20 protein-coding genes are annotated in these 18,038 nt (G+C 59.3%); 3 read left to right on the top strand and 17 right to left on the bottom strand.

Translation table 11 applies throughout. From position 1 onward, the window contains the following. Positions 1-8: 8 nt before the first annotated feature. The 9 genes from mltG to NAT49_RS01135 all read right to left on the bottom strand — a co-directional run bounded on the left by mltG (position 9) and on the right by NAT49_RS01135 (position 7,038). Positions 9-1,013 carry an endolytic transglycosylase MltG gene (mltG, locus tag NAT49_RS01175; protein WP_251589701.1) on the bottom strand — a complete coding sequence of 335 codons (1,005 nt, stop codon included), beginning with the start codon at positions 1,011-1,013 and terminating at the stop codon, positions 9-11. 34 nt (positions 1,014-1,047) lie between these two features. Continuing rightward, entirely contained in the window at positions 1,048-1,851 is an 804-nt protein-coding gene (gene pabC, locus NAT49_RS01170) for an aminodeoxychorismate lyase (protein WP_251589699.1), read from the bottom strand. Between the two features lie 2 nt (positions 1,852-1,853). Further along, positions 1,854-3,086 (bottom strand): beta-ketoacyl-ACP synthase II, encoded by a 1,233-nt coding sequence (fabF, locus tag NAT49_RS01165; protein WP_251589698.1) that lies wholly within the window; start codon positions 3,084-3,086, stop codon positions 1,854-1,856. Between the two features lie 238 nt (positions 3,087-3,324). Next, the gene (gene acpP, locus NAT49_RS01160; RefSeq protein ID WP_250937436.1) at positions 3,325-3,558 is read right to left on the bottom strand and encodes an acyl carrier protein; all 234 of its coding nucleotides are present in this window, start codon (positions 3,556-3,558) and stop codon (positions 3,325-3,327) included. 95 nt (positions 3,559-3,653) lie between these two features. Further along, a complete protein-coding gene (fabG, locus tag NAT49_RS01155) occupies positions 3,654-4,397 on the bottom strand; it encodes a 3-oxoacyl-ACP reductase FabG (protein WP_251589697.1) in 744 nt (247 codons plus the stop codon). A gap of 11 nt (positions 4,398-4,408) precedes the next feature. Then, positions 4,409-5,365, bottom strand: a complete 957-nt coding sequence (fabD, locus tag NAT49_RS01150; protein ID WP_251589696.1) for an ACP S-malonyltransferase — start codon at positions 5,363-5,365, stop codon at positions 4,409-4,411. A gap of 141 nt (positions 5,366-5,506) precedes the next feature. Then, on the bottom strand, positions 5,507-6,523 hold the full coding sequence (plsX, locus tag NAT49_RS01145) for a phosphate acyltransferase PlsX (protein ID WP_251589695.1): 1,017 nt from the start codon (positions 6,521-6,523) through the stop codon (positions 5,507-5,509). 23 nt (positions 6,524-6,546) lie between these two features. Continuing rightward, on the bottom strand, positions 6,547-6,720 hold the full coding sequence (gene rpmF / locus NAT49_RS01140; RefSeq protein ID WP_251589694.1) for a 50S ribosomal protein L32: 174 nt from the start codon (positions 6,718-6,720) through the stop codon (positions 6,547-6,549). A 27-nt stretch (positions 6,721-6,747) separates the two neighbouring features. After that, complete coding sequence (locus NAT49_RS01135; protein WP_251589693.1) at positions 6,748-7,038, bottom strand: YceD family protein; 291 nt, start codon at positions 7,036-7,038, stop codon at positions 6,748-6,750. A 39-nt stretch (positions 7,039-7,077) separates the two neighbouring features. Between NAT49_RS01135 and NAT49_RS01130 the strand changes: the two genes are divergently transcribed. Both NAT49_RS01130 and NAT49_RS01125 read left to right on the top strand, forming a co-directional pair. Next, positions 7,078-7,272 (top strand): hypothetical protein, encoded by a 195-nt coding sequence (locus NAT49_RS01130; RefSeq protein WP_251589691.1) that lies wholly within the window; start codon positions 7,078-7,080, stop codon positions 7,270-7,272. A gap of 108 nt (positions 7,273-7,380) precedes the next feature. Beyond that, positions 7,381-7,983, top strand: coding sequence for a Maf family protein (locus tag NAT49_RS01125; protein ID WP_285835982.1), 603 nt, complete (start codon positions 7,381-7,383; stop codon positions 7,981-7,983). Here the strand turns inward: NAT49_RS01125 and sppA are convergent. The 3 genes from sppA to NAT49_RS01110 are packed head-to-tail and all read right to left on the bottom strand — an operon-like array spanning position 7,968 to position 10,715. Next, entirely contained in the window at positions 7,968-9,056 is a 1,089-nt protein-coding gene (gene sppA / locus NAT49_RS01120; protein ID WP_251589689.1) for a signal peptide peptidase SppA, read from the bottom strand. The genes NAT49_RS01125 and sppA overlap by 16 nt on opposite strands. Before the next feature lie 28 nt (positions 9,057-9,084). Then, on the bottom strand, positions 9,085-9,744 hold the full coding sequence (locus NAT49_RS01115; RefSeq protein WP_251589687.1) for an HAD-IA family hydrolase: 660 nt from the start codon (positions 9,742-9,744) through the stop codon (positions 9,085-9,087). A 23-nt stretch (positions 9,745-9,767) separates the two neighbouring features. Then, entirely contained in the window at positions 9,768-10,715 is a 948-nt protein-coding gene (locus NAT49_RS01110; RefSeq protein ID WP_251589685.1) for an RluA family pseudouridine synthase, read from the bottom strand. Between the two features lie 632 nt (positions 10,716-11,347). Between NAT49_RS01110 and rne the strand changes: the two genes are divergently transcribed. Beyond that, positions 11,348-14,473, top strand: coding sequence for a ribonuclease E (gene rne / locus NAT49_RS01105; RefSeq protein WP_251589683.1), 3,126 nt, complete (start codon positions 11,348-11,350; stop codon positions 14,471-14,473). A 99-nt stretch (positions 14,474-14,572) separates the two neighbouring features. On the opposite strand, the gene murB is transcribed toward rne, so the two are convergent. Genes murB through lpxK form a run of 5 tightly spaced genes read right to left on the bottom strand, consistent with a single transcriptional unit; the run spans position 14,573 to position 18,030 of the window. Continuing rightward, positions 14,573-15,598, bottom strand: a complete 1,026-nt coding sequence (murB, locus tag NAT49_RS01100; protein ID WP_251589681.1) for a UDP-N-acetylmuramate dehydrogenase — start codon at positions 15,596-15,598, stop codon at positions 14,573-14,575. Further along, entirely contained in the window at positions 15,586-16,077 is a 492-nt protein-coding gene (locus NAT49_RS01095) for a low molecular weight protein-tyrosine-phosphatase (protein WP_251589679.1), read from the bottom strand. The genes murB and NAT49_RS01095 overlap by 13 nt, the downstream gene beginning before the upstream one ends. 1 nt (position 16,078) lies before the next feature. Beyond that, positions 16,079-16,843 (bottom strand): 3-deoxy-manno-octulosonate cytidylyltransferase, encoded by a 765-nt coding sequence (gene kdsB, locus NAT49_RS01090; protein ID WP_251589676.1) that lies wholly within the window; start codon positions 16,841-16,843, stop codon positions 16,079-16,081. Next, positions 16,840-17,031 carry a Trm112 family protein gene (locus tag NAT49_RS01085; protein WP_251589675.1) on the bottom strand — a complete coding sequence of 64 codons (192 nt, stop codon included), beginning with the start codon at positions 17,029-17,031 and terminating at the stop codon, positions 16,840-16,842. The genes kdsB and NAT49_RS01085 overlap by 4 nt, the downstream gene beginning before the upstream one ends. A 15-nt stretch (positions 17,032-17,046) precedes the next feature. Beyond that, positions 17,047-18,030, bottom strand: a complete 984-nt coding sequence (gene lpxK, locus NAT49_RS01080; protein ID WP_251589673.1) for a tetraacyldisaccharide 4'-kinase — start codon at positions 18,028-18,030, stop codon at positions 17,047-17,049. Between the last annotated feature and the right edge of the window lie 8 nt (positions 18,031-18,038).

The following is an 18,038-nucleotide window of genomic DNA, read 5'->3' as shown; positions in this document are numbered from 1 at the left end:
ATGCCCTTTCATTTGTTGAGCAGATATTTTCTGACCGCGCGATTGTGCTCGGCCAACGTATCGGAGAAATAATGCCGGCCTTCGCCCCGCGCCACGAAATAAAGCGCGGTGCCCGGCGCCGGATGAACGGCGGCATCGATGGCCGCCTTGCCCGGCAGCGCGATCGGCGTCGGCGGCAGACCATGGATGACGTAGGTATTGTAGGCGGTGGCCGTTTCGAGATCGGCCCGGGTGATGTTGCCGTCATAGCTCTTGCCAAGGCCATAGATCACCGTGGGGTCGGTCTGAAGCCGCATGCCTTTTTCGAGCCGGCGCACGAAGACACCGGCAATCTCTCGACGCTCTTCGGGCGCACCGGTTTCCTTTTCGATCAACGAGGCCAGAATCAGCGCCTGATACGGCGACTCGAGCGGCAGGTTTTCGTCGCGCTCAGCCCAGGCCTGATCGAGCGTCGATGTCATGCGCTCGAACGCGGCGCGGTAGAGCCTTAGATCACTGGTGCCCTTGTGGTACTGATAGGTCGAGGGAAAGAAACGCCCTTCGGGGTCTATCCCTTCGTGACCAAGCTTGGCCATCAGGGCTTCGTTGCTCAATTCCTTTGTCGAATGATCGAGCTTGTCGAGCGCATCGATGTGCGCGCGCATGTTGGAAAACGTCCATCCCTCGGGCACGGTGAAGCGATACGTGACCACCTCATTGCTCGAGAGCCTTTCAAGCATCTCATAGCCTGTCATGTCCGGATCGATGCGAAACTCGCCGGCTTTCAACTGCCTCAACCGTTCAGGCTCGAGCACACCCAGCACCTTATAAGGCCACTGCGCACTGATGATGTTCGCCGACTGCAAACGCTCAAGGACCTGTCGCGCCCCTTCCCCACGTTCGACCTCGAACACCGCCGGTGATGAAAGCGCCACGGGCGAAGCAAGCGTGTGGCGCCAGTAGGCATAGCCGCCTCCCAACGCCGCGCCGCACAGCAGTATCAGTACGACGATGAAGGTGATGATCCGTTTCACGACACGCTCTCCTTGAAACCTAGCTTCTTGAAACCTAGTCATACCCGAGCAGCGCATTGGCCTGCCGGGTCATGGTCTTGACGGGCTCGGACAAGGCCCAGTGCGTCACCGGCGCGCCATCCGCGCTTACAAGCGAAGTCACCGGCCAGCAGCCCTGCACCGAATTGAAAACGATCATCGCCTGTACTGAAGGCAGGTTTTGCGTCCTGAGCACCGCTTGAGTGAGGAAACCCCGCTCGATCAAGGCACGGCGAAGTGTGCCGCCTACTCCACAGCGGTCGAGCCTCGGCGTGAGCCACTGACGACCATCGAACCATGCGACATTCATCGCGGTGGCCTCGATCACGTGACCATCAAGGTCGGAGAGCACCCCTTCGGCAATTCTCGAGTCTGACCATTCCTGCCGCGCCAGCACGTTTTCGAGCCGACTCAAGTGCTTGATGCCGGCAAGCTGGGGCTGAATGCTCAGTTTAAGCGCACACAGCCTCACCGTGACGCCTTGATGCTGGCGCGCTCGGTCGGGCTCAAAAGGGGAAAAATGATAGCTCCACGAGGGCAGCGCCTGCGCGGGCGGCGCGTAGCCGCGTCCACCGCTGCCTCGGGTGAAGAGAAGCTTCAGCACACAAAGCCCAGCGCCTGCCCGGGTCAGAACAGCCTCGAGCTCGGATCGACATGGAGGCGTGAAGCCAAGCCGCGCAGCCCCATCAGCCAGCCTTTCCATGTGCTCGTTCCAGAAAAACGGCGAGCCATTTCGCACGAGAATGGTCTCGAAAAGACCATCCCCGTACGCGAGGCCACGATCGCTCATGGGAAAGGAATCGACCTGCTGGGTACTCATGATCAGATGCGACTGAACACCAGCGAACCGTTGGTTCCGCCGAACCCGAAGGAGTTGGTGAGGACGTTGTCGATGTGCATGTCCCGTGCGGTGTTGGGCACGTAGTCAAGCACACAGCCTTCACCGGGTTCATCCAGATTGATGGTGGGCGGCGCCACCTGATCACGGATGGCAAGTACCGAAAAGATCGCCTCGACCGACCCGGCCGCACCCAGCAAATGGCCGATCATCGACTTGGTCGAGCTGACGGCAACATTCTTGGCGGCCTCGCCAAGCACCGTTTCAACCGCCTGGCTCTCGGCCACATCGCCGGCCTGGGTCGACGTTCCGTGAGCATTGATGTACTGAATCTGCTCGGGGTTGAGCTCTGCGTCCCGAAGCGCCTGACGCATGGCCTGGCCCGCGCCGGTGCCATTGGGCGAGGTGATGTGGTGGGCATCATCGCTCATGCCGAAACCGGTAAGCTCGGCATAAATGGTGGCGCCTCGAGCCTTGGCGTGCTCGTACTCCTCGAGCACCATGACACCCGCGCCGTCAGAAAGCACGAAGCCATCCCGATCACGGTCCCACGGCCGGCTGGCCGCCTGCGGATTGTCATTACGAGTCGATAGCGCCCGAGCCGCCCCAAAACCGCCAACACCGAGCGGCGTCGAGGCCATCTCGGCACCGCCGCAGATCATGACGTCGGCGTCGCCGTAGGCGATGGTGCGTGCGGAATACCCGATGTTGTGTGTACCGGTCGTGCAGGCCGTGGTGATGGCGATGTTCGGCCCCTTGAATCCGTATTGGATCGCCAGGTTGCCCGCAATCATGTTGATGATCGAGCCCGGCACGAAAAACGGTGAAATACGTCGCGCACCGCCCTTGAGCATCGACTGGTGATTATTTTCGATCATCGGTAAACCACCGATGCCGGAACCGATCGCCACGCCAATGCGCTCGGCGTTTTCTTCAGTGCATTCAAGACCTGCGTCCTGAATCGACTGAACGGCCGCTGCGATGCCGTACTGAATGAACAGATCCATCTTGCGGGCATCTTTGGGATTGAAGTAACGCCCAGGTTCGAAATTCTTGATCGCACCGCTGAACCGCGTATTGAAGTTCGAGGCGTCGAAGTGCTCGATCGGCCCGATCCCGCTTTTACCGGCTTTGATGTTGGCCCAGGTGTCGTCCACGCTATTGCCAACGGGGGTCAGCATGCCCAAGCCGGTCACCACGACTCTTCTGCGAGGCATTGATATTCCTCCAAACTACCTAGTGAATGCGGGTCATGGCCGCACTTAAAACGCCCTGCAGATCTATGGGTGCAGGCAACAAACCCCGCATTATACTGATAAACGCGCCACTTGGGATGGGTAAACGACGATAGAAGGCGTGTTCGCTCAATCGGTTGCCCATACAAGACGAAGCCGTTCTGTCTCCAGAACGGCTTCGTAACCGGCAGGCGTCGCGGGGACGCTCGACAACGCCTACTTACTGGTGGGCGTTGATGTAGTCGATTGCTTCCTGCACAGTGGTAATCTTTTCCGCTTCTTCATCGGGAATTTCGGTGTCGAATTCCTCTTCAAGCGCCATCACCAGCTCAACGGTGTCAAGAGAGTCCGCGCCAAGGTCTTCGGTGAAGGAAGAGCTGTTCTGGATCTCGTCTTCCTTGACATTCAGGCGTTCCGCCACGACTTTCTTTACGCGCTCTTCGATGGTACTCATTATTTACTTACTCCTAGTAGGACGAATCCGCTAGCTCAAATCAGCGGGTAGTTTATAGGCCACTACCGGGGGACGCAACCGCGGCCCCGCAGCAATCAGCGCATGTTCATGCCGCCATTGACATGGATAGTTTCGCCAGTGATGTAACCTGCACCATCACTGGCCAGAAAACCAACGGCCGCCGCAATTTCTTCCGGCGTACCGAGGCGCGTCAGTGGCACCTGACCCAGAAGGGCCTCGCGGTGCTCTTCCGGCAACTTTTCTGTCATATCGGTTGCGATGAACCCCGGCGCAACACAATTGACGGTAATATTACGTGAAGCCACTTCGCGTGCCAATGAACGGGAGAAGCCTTCCATTCCAGCCTTGGCCGCAGCGTAGTTGGTCTGACCAAGATTGCCCGATGACGCAACCACCGAACTTACGCTTATGATACGACCGAAGCGTGCCTTGGTCATCCCGCGCAGACACGCTTTAGAAACACGGTAGACGGATTTCAAATTGGTATCCAGTACCGAGTCCCACTCCCCTTCTTTCATCCGCATCAGCAGATTATCCTGGGTAATCCCCGCATTGTTAACCAATACGGTGGGCGCGCCAAATTCTTCGGCAATTGCCTTGAGTGCAGCATCGATGGATTCGGCGCTTGTCACATCAAGCGCAAGACCACGCCCGTCGATGCCGTGAGCCTCAAGGTCAGCACCGATTCGCTCGGCACCGGACTCGGAGGTCGCTGTACCGACAACGATCATTCCCTGCTTGCCCAGTTCACGGGCGATGGCCTGACCGATTCCTCGACTGGCGCCAGTCACCAGGGCCACTTTACGCATATCCGACATACATCATTCTCTCAATTGTCGCTGACACTTTCGCGCGCCATTTCAAGCGCATCAGCAAGGCTTTCAGGATCATTGATGGCCTGACCACGACTTTGGCGATTGATCCGCTTGCCAAGCCCGGTCAACACCTTACCAGGCCCGCATTCAATAAAGGTCGACGCACCGGCCTCACTCATGGCTGTTACGCAATCGACCCAACGTACCGGACGATAGAGCTGCTGGACGAGATTGTCGGTAAGCGTTGCCACGTCCTGGGCGACCCGTGCATCAACATTCTGGTACACCTTGTAGCGCGGCGATTTAATGTCCATCCCCGCAAGCTGGCGCTCAAGCGTTTTGGAAGCCGGCTCCATCAACGCGCAGTGCGATGGCACCGACACTGGCAGAAGGATCGCCCGCTTGGCCCCAGCGTCCTGGCAGGCAGAGATTGCGCGCTCGACCGCTGCCTTGTCACCGGCGATAACAACCTGACCAGGCGCATTGTAATTGACGGCAGAAACCACCTCGCCCTGGGCGGCATCAATACACGCCTGCTCAATCACGGCGTTATCAAGCCCGAGAATCGCAGCCATGGCACCACGCCCCTGAGGCACAGCCGCCTGCATGGCTTCACCGCGCGCACGCACGAGACGCACGGCATCGGCAAACCCCAGGGCGCCTGCACAGACCAGTGCGCTGTACTCGCCCAGGCTGTGGCCGGCCATGACACCTGGACGCGGCCCTTCGAGCTCCTGCCAGACACGCCAGATGGCAACGCTTGCCGTCAACAGCGCCGGCTGCGTGCATGCCGTGTCGTTCAACGATGCCTCGGGGCCTTCCTGAACCACGCTCCAGAGGTCGTATCCCAGCGCAGAGGCACCCTCTTCGAAGGTTGTCCGCACAACGCTATAGCGCTCAGCCAGCTCGCGCAGCATTCCAACCTGCTGAGAGCCCTGTCCGGGAAAGACGAAGGCCAGAGTGTTGGTCATGATGATCACCTATTTATTCTCGTTACACACGTGAGCACCGAGCGTGCTCTTTACAAAGCACGAGGCCTGCTTGGTAAAGAGCACGTTAAGTTCGCCGCGCATAATACGTTACCGGCGCACGAATCAAAACCGTCGATGGTCTTATACATCCAATAATCGACTCGCAAGCCGCTGCGGAAGCCGCTCTTCCGCCTCGGAAAACGCCCGCTGCACAGCAAACGAAAAGCCCCGCGCATCAGCGCTGCCGTGGCTTTTAACCACCGTTTTGGCAAGCCCTAGAAAACTTGCGCCATTATAGCGCACGGGATCCAATTCATGATGAAACCGGGTCAGAGCCGGCCGCGCCATAAAGCTTACGATCCGCGTCCAAATCCCGTCCTCGAACCGGTGTTGAAGGCGCTTTCCAAGCATCCTTGCAAGCCCTTCACTGCTTTTTAGAACCGCATTACCCACATCACCGTCACAGACCACGACATCGACGTCGCCGGCAAACATTCCACCGCCTTCGACAAACCCCGTGTATTCAAATGACCGATAGGGCACGGCGCTCAAACGGACATGGGCCTGACGAACACGGTGCGCCCCCTTGCTCGGCTCCACACCCACGTTCAGTAACGCCACCCGAGGCCTTGCCACCCCATCCACAACCGAGGCCATGGCGGCGCCCATATGCGCAAACTGCACCAGCATTTCGGGTGACGAGTCCACATTGGCGCCCAGGTCGAGCAGATAACAACGTCCACCGCCCTCGGTAGGAACAGCGCAACTGATCGCCGGACGCTCCAGACCGGCACTCATGCCGATATAGCGGCGCGCAAGCACCATGAGCGCCCCAGTACTGCCCCCACTGATGGCCGCAGACACCTCGTCGCGAGCCAATGACATTAAACAGCGGTGAAGACTGGTCTCTTCGGGCATTCTAAGAAGCTGGGAAGGTCTGTCAGCCTCATGAACCACCGTATCGGCGTGCGAGACTTGAAGACGTGAGCGCGTAAAGCGCAGGGATTTGGGGAGAGCATCAAGCTGTGCATCAAGCACATGAGAGGGGCCGTGCAGTACGGCACTGTTGGCAGGCAATAGACTCAAGGCATGAGCCACACCTTCAACAGTAGCGCGGGGACCTAAGTCCCCGCCCATGGCATCAACGGCAATACGCACGCGAACGCGCGTCTGCGAGATGCTTACTCGCTGGCTTCAACAACCTGGCGACCACGGTAGAAGCCATCCGGGGAAACGTGATGACGACGATGCGTATCACCGTTTTCGTTAACGGACAGCGTCGGAGCGCTCAATGAGTCGTGCGAACGGCGCATGCCGCGCTTGGAACGGGTCTTGCTGCTTTTTTGAACTGCCATGACGGATCTCCAGTCGTGATAGCTAAATCAGTTTTTGTCCTTTAACGAGCCGAGCACGCTAAATGGATTCGTTTTGGTCTCTTCACCCTCTGCTACAGGGTCGCCACTTTGAAGCGCATCCTGACCGACCGGACACTCATCTTCATCGTGATACAGCACCTGCGGCAGCGTCAGTAACAGCTCATCTTCGACGAGCGGGAATAGATCGAGCTGCTCGTCTTCCACGAACACCGGCTCATAGCGCTTTTGCATCTGCGCAGCCAATGCATCGGAGCTTACCATTCCCAAGAGAAATGAGCTGTCGAGCGAAATTGACATCGGCTGAAGGCACCGTTGACATGGCATATCGACATCGGCATGCAAACGGCCTTCAATATAATGCTGGCGCTGCATATCGATCCCAAACACCAGCTCAACCTGACACTCGCCCGTTTGCTGGCCGACAGCATCGACAAGGCGAGCAAAGCGGTCAAGCGCAACAGCGCCGCTCAGGACTTCACCCTGAGCAGCAAGCCGATAGGGCTCGACGGTATTTGGCAATCTAGTGGTTGACATAGGCGCGCAATAATAGGGATTGTCTTGTGTGCTGTCAAAACCTATTGCCGGCCTCGTTCATGACATGCTTATAAACGCACCACCCATCGACTCTCGGAAATCACGATGCTCGCACTGCCTCTTGTTCTGGCGTCACGCTCACCAGCCCGAAAGACGCTGCTGACTCGCCTGGGCCTGCCCTTCGACACCCTCTCACCCGACATCGATGAAACGCCCTTGCCCGATGAATCGCCCGAGGCGCTGGTCAGGCGCCTGGGCCAACAAAAGGCCGAGACGGTCGCAGGAATCCGCCCGGACCACCTGGTCATTGCAAGCGACCAGGTGGCACTGCATCGAAACGAAATACTCGGAAAGCCGGGCGATACTCAGCGCGCCTGCGCGCAGCTTGCCCGCTTTTCCGGACAAAGCGTGCTGTTTCTGACAAGCCTTGCGCTTTATCACCCACATCATGGAATGCGCCTGCATGTCGAGCCCTATCGCGTGCACTTTCGCACCCTGACCCAGGACGAAATTTACGCCTACATCGACAAGGAGCAGCCATTTGAGTGCGCGGGCAGCTTCAAGATGGAAGGGCTTGGCATCACGCTGTTCGAGCGCCTCGAGGGCGATGACCCCACCGCCCTCATTGGCCTGCCACTGATCGCCTTGAGCCGCCTTTTGACCGAGTTTGACTGCCACCCGCTACGGAATACTCAGGGCAACTCGTAGCGAACAGGCGATGCACTGGAGTCAACACCGACCTCAAGCCATTCGGCCGCGACCTGACCAAGCTTTCTGGACAAGCGCTCAAAGGGGTCTGGCTCCGGGGTATAATCCTTCGTGTCATCGGTTTCAAACCGTCCACGAATCAGGTGGTCGAACGTATCAACGCCATCGGTCAAGCCAAGCTCGACCGCCTGCTCACCGGTCCAGACAAGCCCTGAAAAGAGCTCGGGCTCGTTTTTCAGACGATCACCTCGCCCGGCCTTGACGTCATTGATGAACTGCTGATGCGTAAGCGTCAGAATGCGCTGCCAGAACGCACGCTGCTCGGGTGTGACGTCCTGAAATGGATCAAGAAAATCCTTGTTGTCACCCGCGGTGAACACACGCCGTTCCACGCCGAGCTTCTGGATCGCATCTTTTAAGCCAAAGCCTGAATAGATCACCCCGATCGAGCCGACAAGGCTTGCAGGCGCTGCATAGATTTCATCGGCCGCGGCGGCGACGTAGTAGGCACCGCTTGCGCCGATGTCTTCGATGACGGCGATCACCGGCGCATCGAGCTGCCCCTTGATCCGAGTGACTTCCTGATAGATACGCTGTGACTGCACAGGTGAACCGCCCGGGCTATTGATTCGAAGGATCAGCGCCTTGGCGCGGTCATCCCGTGCGGCGTTCTGAAGCCCTTCAATAATCGTATCGGCGCTGGCTCGCCCCTTCGAGTCGATCACACCGTCAAGCGATACCACAGCCACGTGAGGCTTGGCCGCCCGCACGCTCACATCACTACCGCCGCGCGTCATTGCCTTGTAACCAAGCCCGATTAGTGACACGACAATCACCAAAAGCACCAGACGAAAGAAAATCTTCCACCGCCGGGCTCGGCGCTGTTCGGCCGTGACCTCACGCGCCCAGCGCGCCATCAATGTGCGCTCGTCCTCACGCTCATCAAGGCGCTTTTCAAGTCGTGCTACATCATCCCTTCGCGCCCACTCACTGCGCCCATCATTACTGCCTTGGTCATTCGGGTGGTCCTTGCCACCTTCTCGCCAGGGGTCATCCGGTCGCTCATCACTCATAAAGGCCACTCCTTATCGATCACGGGAATCACGATTCGAGTACCCAGCGCACCAGCGCCAGGAAGTCACACGTTTCAAAGACCGGGGTGTGCCTTAGAAGCTCGTCACGATCATGCACCCCGTACGTCATCGCCACTCGGTCCATGCCCAGGCGCTCGGCCATCTCGAGATCGAAGGTGGTATCGCCCACCATGAGCGCTCTGTCTGGCGAACACCCAAGCTCACTCAATAGCTCTTCGAGCATTCTGGGGTCGGGCTTTGAGGCCGTCATATCGGCAGTTCGACTGGCCTCAAACCAATCGCCACACTGATGATCCCTGAAAACGCGATCAAGTCCCTTGCGGCTCTTCCCGGTCGCGACCGCGAGCTTGAGCGCCCCGTGAGCACGAAGGCGTGCAATGCCCTCGGGGACCCCCTCAAAGAACGACAGGGGCGCCTCATGAGTCTCGGCGTGCACAAAGTGATGGGAATAACGGGCTTGAATCCGCTCCCGGGTAGTGCTGTCCTGCTCCGGCCAGAGGGTCTGAATCGCCTCAGGCAGCCCAAGCCCGATAATGCGGCGTACCGCCTCGCCACTGGGCACGGGCACGGAAGCGTCCTGACCGGCATGCTGCATGCTGGCGACGATCCGGGCCGCTGAATCCATCAGCGTGCCATCCCAGTCGAAAATGATCAGGTCATACGTCATGTGGACTCCAATCGAATCAAGCATCAACCGCGATGGCGTGCGTTTTCCAACACCTTGGCAAGGTCGGCACCCAGTGAGGCCGTGATCGTGATCGTGCGCCCCGTTTTCGGATCGGGAAAACCAAGCGTGTGGGCATGCAAGAACAGTCGCTGAAGCCCGACGCTTCGGGCAAGCGTTTCCCCGTTTCGCGAACCGTACTTGCTGTCGCCCAAAAGCGGGTGGCCTACATGCTGGGCATGCACTCGAATCTGGTGGGTACGCCCGGTCACCGGCTCGGCCTCGATCAGCGTCATCTCGGGAAATGTTTCCAATACGGCGATGCGCGTGCGGGAACGCTTGCCCTCCTTGTCCACACGAACGCGACGCTCACCGTTACCTGCATCGAACCGGTCCAGTGGCGCGCTGACCCAGTCGCGACGGGCGGGCCACCGCCCCTCCACCAGCGCCATATAGCGCTTATCCATCTGCTTTTGCTTCATGGCCTCGTTCAATGAAAGCAGCGCCTCGCGCGATTTGGCCAGCAGCAGACAGCCTGACGTATCCCGGTCAAGCCGATGCACCAGTTCCAGAAAGCTTAAGTCGGTTCGAATCTGTCGAAGCGCTTCAATAAGCCCGATTTTCACGCCGCTGCCACCATGCACGGCAAGCCCTGAAGGCTTGTTGATCACGAGCCATTGATCGGTTTCGGCCAACACCGAGGACGCCAGCACGTTTTTCAGATTGTCACTGACATCCTTGACCGCCTCCTCGGGCCTGAGCCTCAGCGGCGGTACACGGACGACGTCCCCGAGCTCAAGTCGACGGTCTGCCTTCGCCCGCTTTTTATTGATGCGAACCTCACCCTTTCGAATGATGCGATACACCAGCGAGCGCGGCGCGCCCTTGAGGCGCGTCATTAAAAAGTTGTCCAGCCGTTGGCCGGCATGGCCTTCGTCGATCTCGATCCACTGTACGTCATGCCCCTGCGACATCGCTTATCCTCACTTGCCTCGGCCGAAACTCAAACGCGCATGGTAACGGATAATCGATCCGCAAGCGCGAATTGCTGGGGTGGAGGTTAACTGATATATTGCTAAACGCTTGGATGAGCCCGTTTTTTCGCTTGTCAACGCGCCTGCAACACGATATTTACGCAGGCTCAAGCAACGAATATCGACTGTATATAACCGTATTTTAAACGCCTGAATGTGAACCATTCACACCAGGAAGCAACTGACCTCCGTGTCGAAAAGACCGGCGTCGCCGAACCGACGAATGCCAGGTGTCTGGTGGTAGAAACAAGGGCCGGTAGATAAACACATCACCGCGACACGTCCTGATACCACCGCGTACTCAACATGATCACTCATGCACTGGGGATTTCCCAAAGGCATGAGGCGCCTTCTCGACATGCACTGAGCACAGCACAACGCTTGCCGGTTCGGCATCACCGATGCTTTGAGCCAATGCCGAGCCCCGCCCTCTTATGCGGGCACTACAATGACAATGGTCTTGAGGGTGGACGACACCCGACATAGTTTGTTGCCTTGGCCCCCGTCCTGATAACGGGGCTGGACACTGGTTCATGGCTGTCTTACGACGCGCTTTATTTGTGCGAGACAACATGAAACGAATGCTAATCAACGGCACCCAGCCAGAAGAACTGCGGGTCGCCATGGTGGACGGGCAACGCCTTTACGATCTGGACATCGAGTCCGGCGCCCGAGAACAGAAAAAAGCCAATATCTATCGCGGCAAGATCACCCGCGTCGAGCCAAGCCTTGAAGCGGCCTTTGTCGATTTCGGCGCCGAGCGCCACGGCTTCCTCCCCATGAAGGAAATCTCCCGCGAATACTTCGTCAAGGACGTCAATGGCCGTCCCAATATTCGGGAAGTCCTCAAGGAAGGTCAGGAAGTCATCGTTCAGGTCGACAAGGAAGAGCGCGGCAACAAGGGCGCGGCACTGACCACCTTTGTAAGCCTTGCCGGACGCTTTCTGGTCCTCATGCCCAATAACCCACGCGCCGGTGGCATCTCTCGCCGGATCGAGGGTGAGGAACGTGCTGAACTCAAGGAAGCGATGAGCCAGCTCGACATGCCCGAGAAAATGGGTGTGATCGTCCGCACGGCCGGCATCGGCCGCTCGACCGAAGAGCTTCAATGGGACCTCCAATACCTCGTGCAGGCGTGGGAAGCGATCACGACCGAGGCCAGCAAGCGCGCCGCACCGTTTCTGATCTATCGTGAATCCAACGTCATCATTCGCGCCATGCGCGATTATCTTCGCCAGGACATCGGTGAGGTACTGATCGACAGTCCGGCCATTCATCAAGAAGCGATGGCGTTCGTGCGCTCGGTCATGCCGACGTATGAAAACAAGATCAAGCTCTACACCGACGATGTCCCGCTGTTCTCACGCTTTCAGATCGAATCCCAGATCGAAACCGCCTATCAGCGCGACGTCAAACTGCCCTCGGGCGGCTCCATTGTCATCGACCACACGGAAGCTCTGGTGTCGATCGACATCAACTCCGCTCGTGCGACCAAGGGTGGCGACATCGAGGAAACCGCCCTCCAGACCAATCTGGAAGCGGCCGAGGAAATCGCCCGTCAGCTGCGTCTTCGCGACATCGGCGGTCTGATCGTTATCGACTTCATCGACATGTCTCCGGCCAGAAATCGCCGCGACGTGGAAAACCGCCTGCGCGACTCGGTCAAGCTCGACCGCGCCCGCGTACAGACCGGCAGCATCTCACGCTTTGGCCTGATGGAAATGTCGCGCCAGCGCCTGCGCCCGTCACTGGGTGAAACCAGTGGTGTGGTCTGCCCGCGCTGTGACGGCCAGGGCACCATTCGCGACGTGCGTTCCCTGTCGCTTTCCGTCATGCGCCTGATCGAAGAAGAGGCCATGAAAGAGCGCAGCTCACAGATTCGTGCCCTCCTGCCGGTGCCGGTTGCAACCTATTTGCTCAACGAAAAGCGAAGCGTGCTTGCCGCCGTCGAAAGCCGCCAGAACGTTCGTGTCATGCTGCTGCCTCAGCCGGACATGGATACGCCGCATTTCGAGGTTCAGCGATTCAGAGACGATCAGGTCGATGAAAACGATCTGGGCAAATCAAGCTATGAGCTTTCCGCTGAATTTGAATATCAGCAGCACGATGAGTCACTGGCCACCGACAAGCCGGTTTCTCGCCCGGAAGCGGCCGTTAAAACCGTGGCTCATGCCCCTGCGCCTGACTCGCTCAAGCAACAGGATGAGGCCGCACCAGCGCCACAGCCGGAAAGCGGCGGGTTTATGGGACGCCTCTTCCGTGGCGTAAGTCGCCTACTGGGCAATGACACCGCAACAACGGAGCCTCGTCGCCCCTCCAGCAGTGAAGCCTCGGCCAAGCCGGAACGCTCGAGCACACAAGGCACCGAGCGCAGTCGCGGCCAGGAACAGGCCAGCAAGGAAAGACCGGACACGTCGTCGAATACGCGAACGTCATCAAGCACTGCATCGAGTGGCGCCTCAGGCAGCGACCGTCGAGACAGCAGCGACCGTCGAGACAGCGGCAACCGCTCCAGCAAGGGCAGAACCGAGCCCAAAGACACCGGGCGTGGCGAGAAAAACACCGCCGGCGAGTCGAAATCCAAGCGAGCGCCCTCACGTGTTGACGAATCGGACAAGCAAAGCAGTGCCTCCCACAAGGAGGGCGATACCGCGAGCAACGGCAAGCAGAACGAGAAAAAGTCCGCCAAGCCAGCGCCGCAAAAAGCCAGCAAATCCGAGGATAAATCCGGCAAGTTCGATACGGCGGCCGATAAATCCGAGCAGCCGTCTTCCGGCAAGGATGACAAGGCAAGCGTCAAGCCGAGCGAGAGCGCCGCTGACACCGCCTCAAAGCCTGAGCACAGCGCCAAGGACGAGCAGCCTGCCAAACCCAAGCGCACGCGCAATAACCCACGTAAGCGGTCGCGCACTCATGCGCTGGACCCCAAGGCGGTAGAAGCCCAGAATGCGGGCGGCACCGCACCTGCTGATGCGACCCAGACAGCGACCTCTTCCGAGGAAAGCGTGGCAGCTACGGCGACGGACACGTCAAAGAACGTAGATCAGGGCAAGGCGGATAATGCTCAGCAGGCCAAGCGCGATGGCAAATCCAACGCCTCGCCCAAGGCGACATCCAGCGCGGAGACGAGTACGTCTCAGCCCAAAGCATCAGCCGCCAAGGATTCGTCAAAAGACGCCGCACAGGACAAGGCTTCAACGGCCCCGTCTCGTGCTCCGAGCCTGTATCACAAGACTCCCGCGTCACACACCTCATCAAACGGTAATGACTCAGACGCGCGTTCGACCAAGTCTGCAACCGAGGCTACGCCGAAGACCAAACCGACGCTGACCGACAGCACCTCGGCCCCTCAGGCTGAAAAGGCTGAAAAGGCTGAAAAGGCTGAAAAGGCTGAAAAGGCTGAAAAGGCTGAAAAGGCTGAAAAGGCTGAAAAGGCTGAAAAGGCTGAAAAGGCTGAAAAGGCTGAAAAGGCTGAACCAGTGTCGACCCAGCCGGCCTCATCCAGCAAGCCCGTTGCCGACCAATCGCCGACTAAAACTACAGAAGCGCCAGCATCTGACGCCCAAAGCGCTGCAGCAACACAGTCGTCTGGCAAGCCTCAGCGGGCCTACAATGATCCGCGCGAGGTTAAAAAGCGTCGTCTGGAAGCACAAAAGCAGACTGCGCAGGCAGGTTCGGACCAAAAGTCCAGCACTTGATGCCACACCAACCGGGGCAAGGTTGCCCCGGTTAGATACAAGAACGCCCGGCCATGGCCGGGCGTTCTTGTATCCAATACCGTGTCGCACCGTCTCGCGCTACTCCCCCCAGAAACCGGGTTCGCGCTCAAGAGTCACACCGAAGCGGGTCTGAACCGCCTCACGAATACGGGTTTCCAGCGCGAGAATATCCTCGGCCCGGCCATGACCCTCGTTAACGACCACCAACGCCTGATGCTCATGCACGCCAACGCCCGAGGGGTCGCGCGCGCCCTTGAACCCACATTGATCGATCAGCCAGCCCGCCGCCAGCTTGATGAACCCGGGCTCAGCCACGGGGTACGTCGGCAGCGTTTGATGACTCGCTCGAAGATGCTCGGCAAGCGCCAGAGGCACAACCGGATTCTTGAAGTAGCTGCCGGCATTACCGATCTCAGCCGGGTCCGGCAATTTGGCCCGGCGCAACGCGCACACGCGCTCGGCAACCATCAAGGGCGTTAACACCTCAAGACCGGCAAGGGCGTCGAGCCCCTGATAGGCCAATTTGGGCGTTGGCCTGGAGGACAGCCGCAGTACGACACGCACGATCACGACCTGCTCGGACAGCGCCTGTTTGAAGATGCTGTCGCGGTAACCGAACATGCATTCCGACTGCGCTAGACGTCGGTACTGACCGCTCGCCCGCTCGACAACGTGCACCTCCTCGACCACATCGGCAAGCTCGACCCCGTAGGCGCCAATGTTTTGAATCGGTGCAGCACCGACCGTTCCCGGTATCAGCGCGAGATTTTCGACCCCCCACCACCCACTGGATGCAAGCGCCATGACAAGCCCGTGCCAATCCGCGCCCGCCTCCACGTGATGGAGCCGCTCGGTATCAGACACCCACTCGCCCCACCAGGCCCGGTTTCCGATATAGCGAAGCACAAGCGATGACAGCATGTTCGGCAGGATGACATTACTGCCACCGCCAAGCACCTTGAGCGGCACACCCTCGGCCGAGGAAAACGCAAGCACCGCACGAAGCCCCTCGACCGAACCCACTTCGGCGCTAAAGCGCGCCGTGCAGGGCAAGTGAAACGTATTGGCGCCACCAAGGTCGGCCCGATGTGTCAGCTGGACCATTGATGCTCGGCGACCCGCTCGTCGATAAACGCATCACAGGCGCGCTCGATGAGGTCATAAACGTGAGAAAAATCGTCACCGTTACCACGGTACGGGTCAGGAACGTCATCGCCAGGCGCCGGCGTGGTCCAGGAAAGAAGCTTTGCATAGCGCGCGGTGGAATCCGCCGGACAACGGCGTGCCACATTGGCCAGATTGTCGTTGTCCATGACGAGGATCCAGTCGAAGTCCTCGAAATCGCTCGAACGGAGCTCGCGGGCGCGAAGGTGATCGATATTGATGCCTCGGCGCGTCGCTTCCTGGCGAGCCCTTGCATCCGGCGGTGAACCCGCATGCCAGTCGCCGGTACCGCAGGAATCGATCTCAAAGCGCTCATCGAGCCCCCGAGCAGCGACCTTATCCCGGAAAATGCCTTCTGCCGTAGGCGAACGGCAGATGTTTCCCAAACACACGAACAACACTCGAACGGTCTGACTCATGTCACACTCCCGGCTCGTTGAAGCATTGGCGCACACGCACGAGATCAGCCTCGGTGTCCACGCCCGCTGGATACTCCTGATCGCACACGCTCACCTGGATGACGTGACCCTCATAAAGCGCCCTGAGCTGCTCAAGCGATTCAAGCCCCTCGATCGGCGCCTCGGACCAAGTCACGTACTGACGCAAGAACCCGACCCGATAAGCGTAAAGGCCGATGTGTCTGAGCCAGCCTGACTCGAGCGTGTTGCCCGTCGCCGGCGGAAATCGATCACGGTCCCAGGGGATAGGCGCTCTTGAAAAATAAAGCGCCCGACCGGCCCGGTCGCAGACCACCTTCACAACACTTGGAGACAGCAGGGTATCAGTTGACGTGATCGGCTCGGCAAGCGTTGAAATCGATGCCTCGGACGTTTGCAGGGCCCTTGCCACCTGATCAATAAGCTCAGGCGGAATCATGGGCTCATCGCCTTGCACGTTCACCACACAGGCGGTGTCATCGAGTCCGAGCTGCTCGGCCACTTCTGCAAGACGCGAGGTGCCGTTCGGATGCGCTTGATCGGTCATGACCACCTCGGCACCGGAGGCCTGTGCGGCGCGTTGAATACGCACATCATCGGTTGCAATCACGACCCGGGCGGCCTCGGAGGCGCACGCCTGGCGCCAGACCCGCACGACCATCGGTTCACCGCCGATGTCTTCAAGCGGCTTGCCCGGCAAGCGCGTGGAGCCGAACCGAGCCGGAATGACGACAACAAATGCACTCATGAGCGCTTCGCCATGACCTCGTCGGCGTCGAGCACGCGCGCTTCTTCGACAATCATCACGGGGATGCCGTCACGAACCGGATACGCCAGACCGCTTTGACGGCACACAAGCTCATTGGCCGTCTTGTCGAACTCGAGCGCCTCTTGGCTCTGGGGACAGACCAGCATGGCCAGCAATTCTTTATCCATGGAATTCTCCTTGACTCAAAGTACCGAAAGACGTGTTCGAAGATAGTCGATCAGTGCAGGTTCTGGGCGGGCCTCGACATCAAGTGACCAGCAGCGCTCGTTGGCAAAGCCTCGGCACTTGACCGCGTCCTTGGCCGTCATGACCACCGGTCGATTATCGGCAAACTTCAAATCCTGAGGCGTGAAGCGATGATGATCACCGTGGGGGTGGCGCTCAAACTCGACGCCAAGGGCGTCCAGCGTATTGAAAAATCGCTGCGGGTTGCCGATGCCGGCGGTGGCATGCACCGGGCCGGTAAAGGGTCGAGCCTCGATCGGGTAGCACACGCCATCGCTCAAGTGCCGCCACGCATTCGGGGTCAGCGTCATACCGAAGGTACTGGCGTCGGTCGGGCACGACAGATCGCCGTTGGTGATGACCGCATCGACGGAGGTGAGTCGGTCAAGCGGCTCTCGAAGCGGCCCGACCGGCAGACAGTGCCGGTTACCGAAGCCCTTCTGACCATCGACCACCACCAGCTCGATGTCCCGGCCCAGATAGTGATGCTGTAACCCATCGTCAGACACCAAAATATCGCAGCCGGCCGCAATGAGCTTTCGCGCCGCCCGCGGGCGGTCGGGGTCGACAGCGACCGGCAGCCCGGTCTGCTGCGCAAGCATCACCGGCTCGTCCCCGGCCAGATCCGGCGAGGTGGTCTCATCGACGTAAAGCGGGTAGCGCGGCGCGTGACCGCCGTAGCCTCGAGAGATAATGCCCGGCCGCCAGCCCTGCTCCTGCAGCCAGCGCACAAGCCAGGCCACAAGCGGCGATTTTCCAGTGCCGCCCACGGTGATGTTACCCACCACGATCACGGGCACCGACGCCTCCCAGGTCGCCTTCTGCCCCCGGGCAAACTGCCGATTGCGGCGAGCAACACCTGCCTTGTACACCAGTTCCAGAGGCCACAGGAGCTTGGGCCAGCGGGCGCCGTTGTACCATGCGCGTTCGAGTCGATTCATGGGGCCTG

It is taken from the genome of Larsenimonas suaedae (assembly GCF_023712105.1).
GTDB lineage: Bacteria > Pseudomonadota > Gammaproteobacteria > Pseudomonadales > Halomonadaceae > Larsenimonas > Larsenimonas suaedae.
This window is presented reverse-complemented; position numbering and strand designations above follow the sequence as displayed.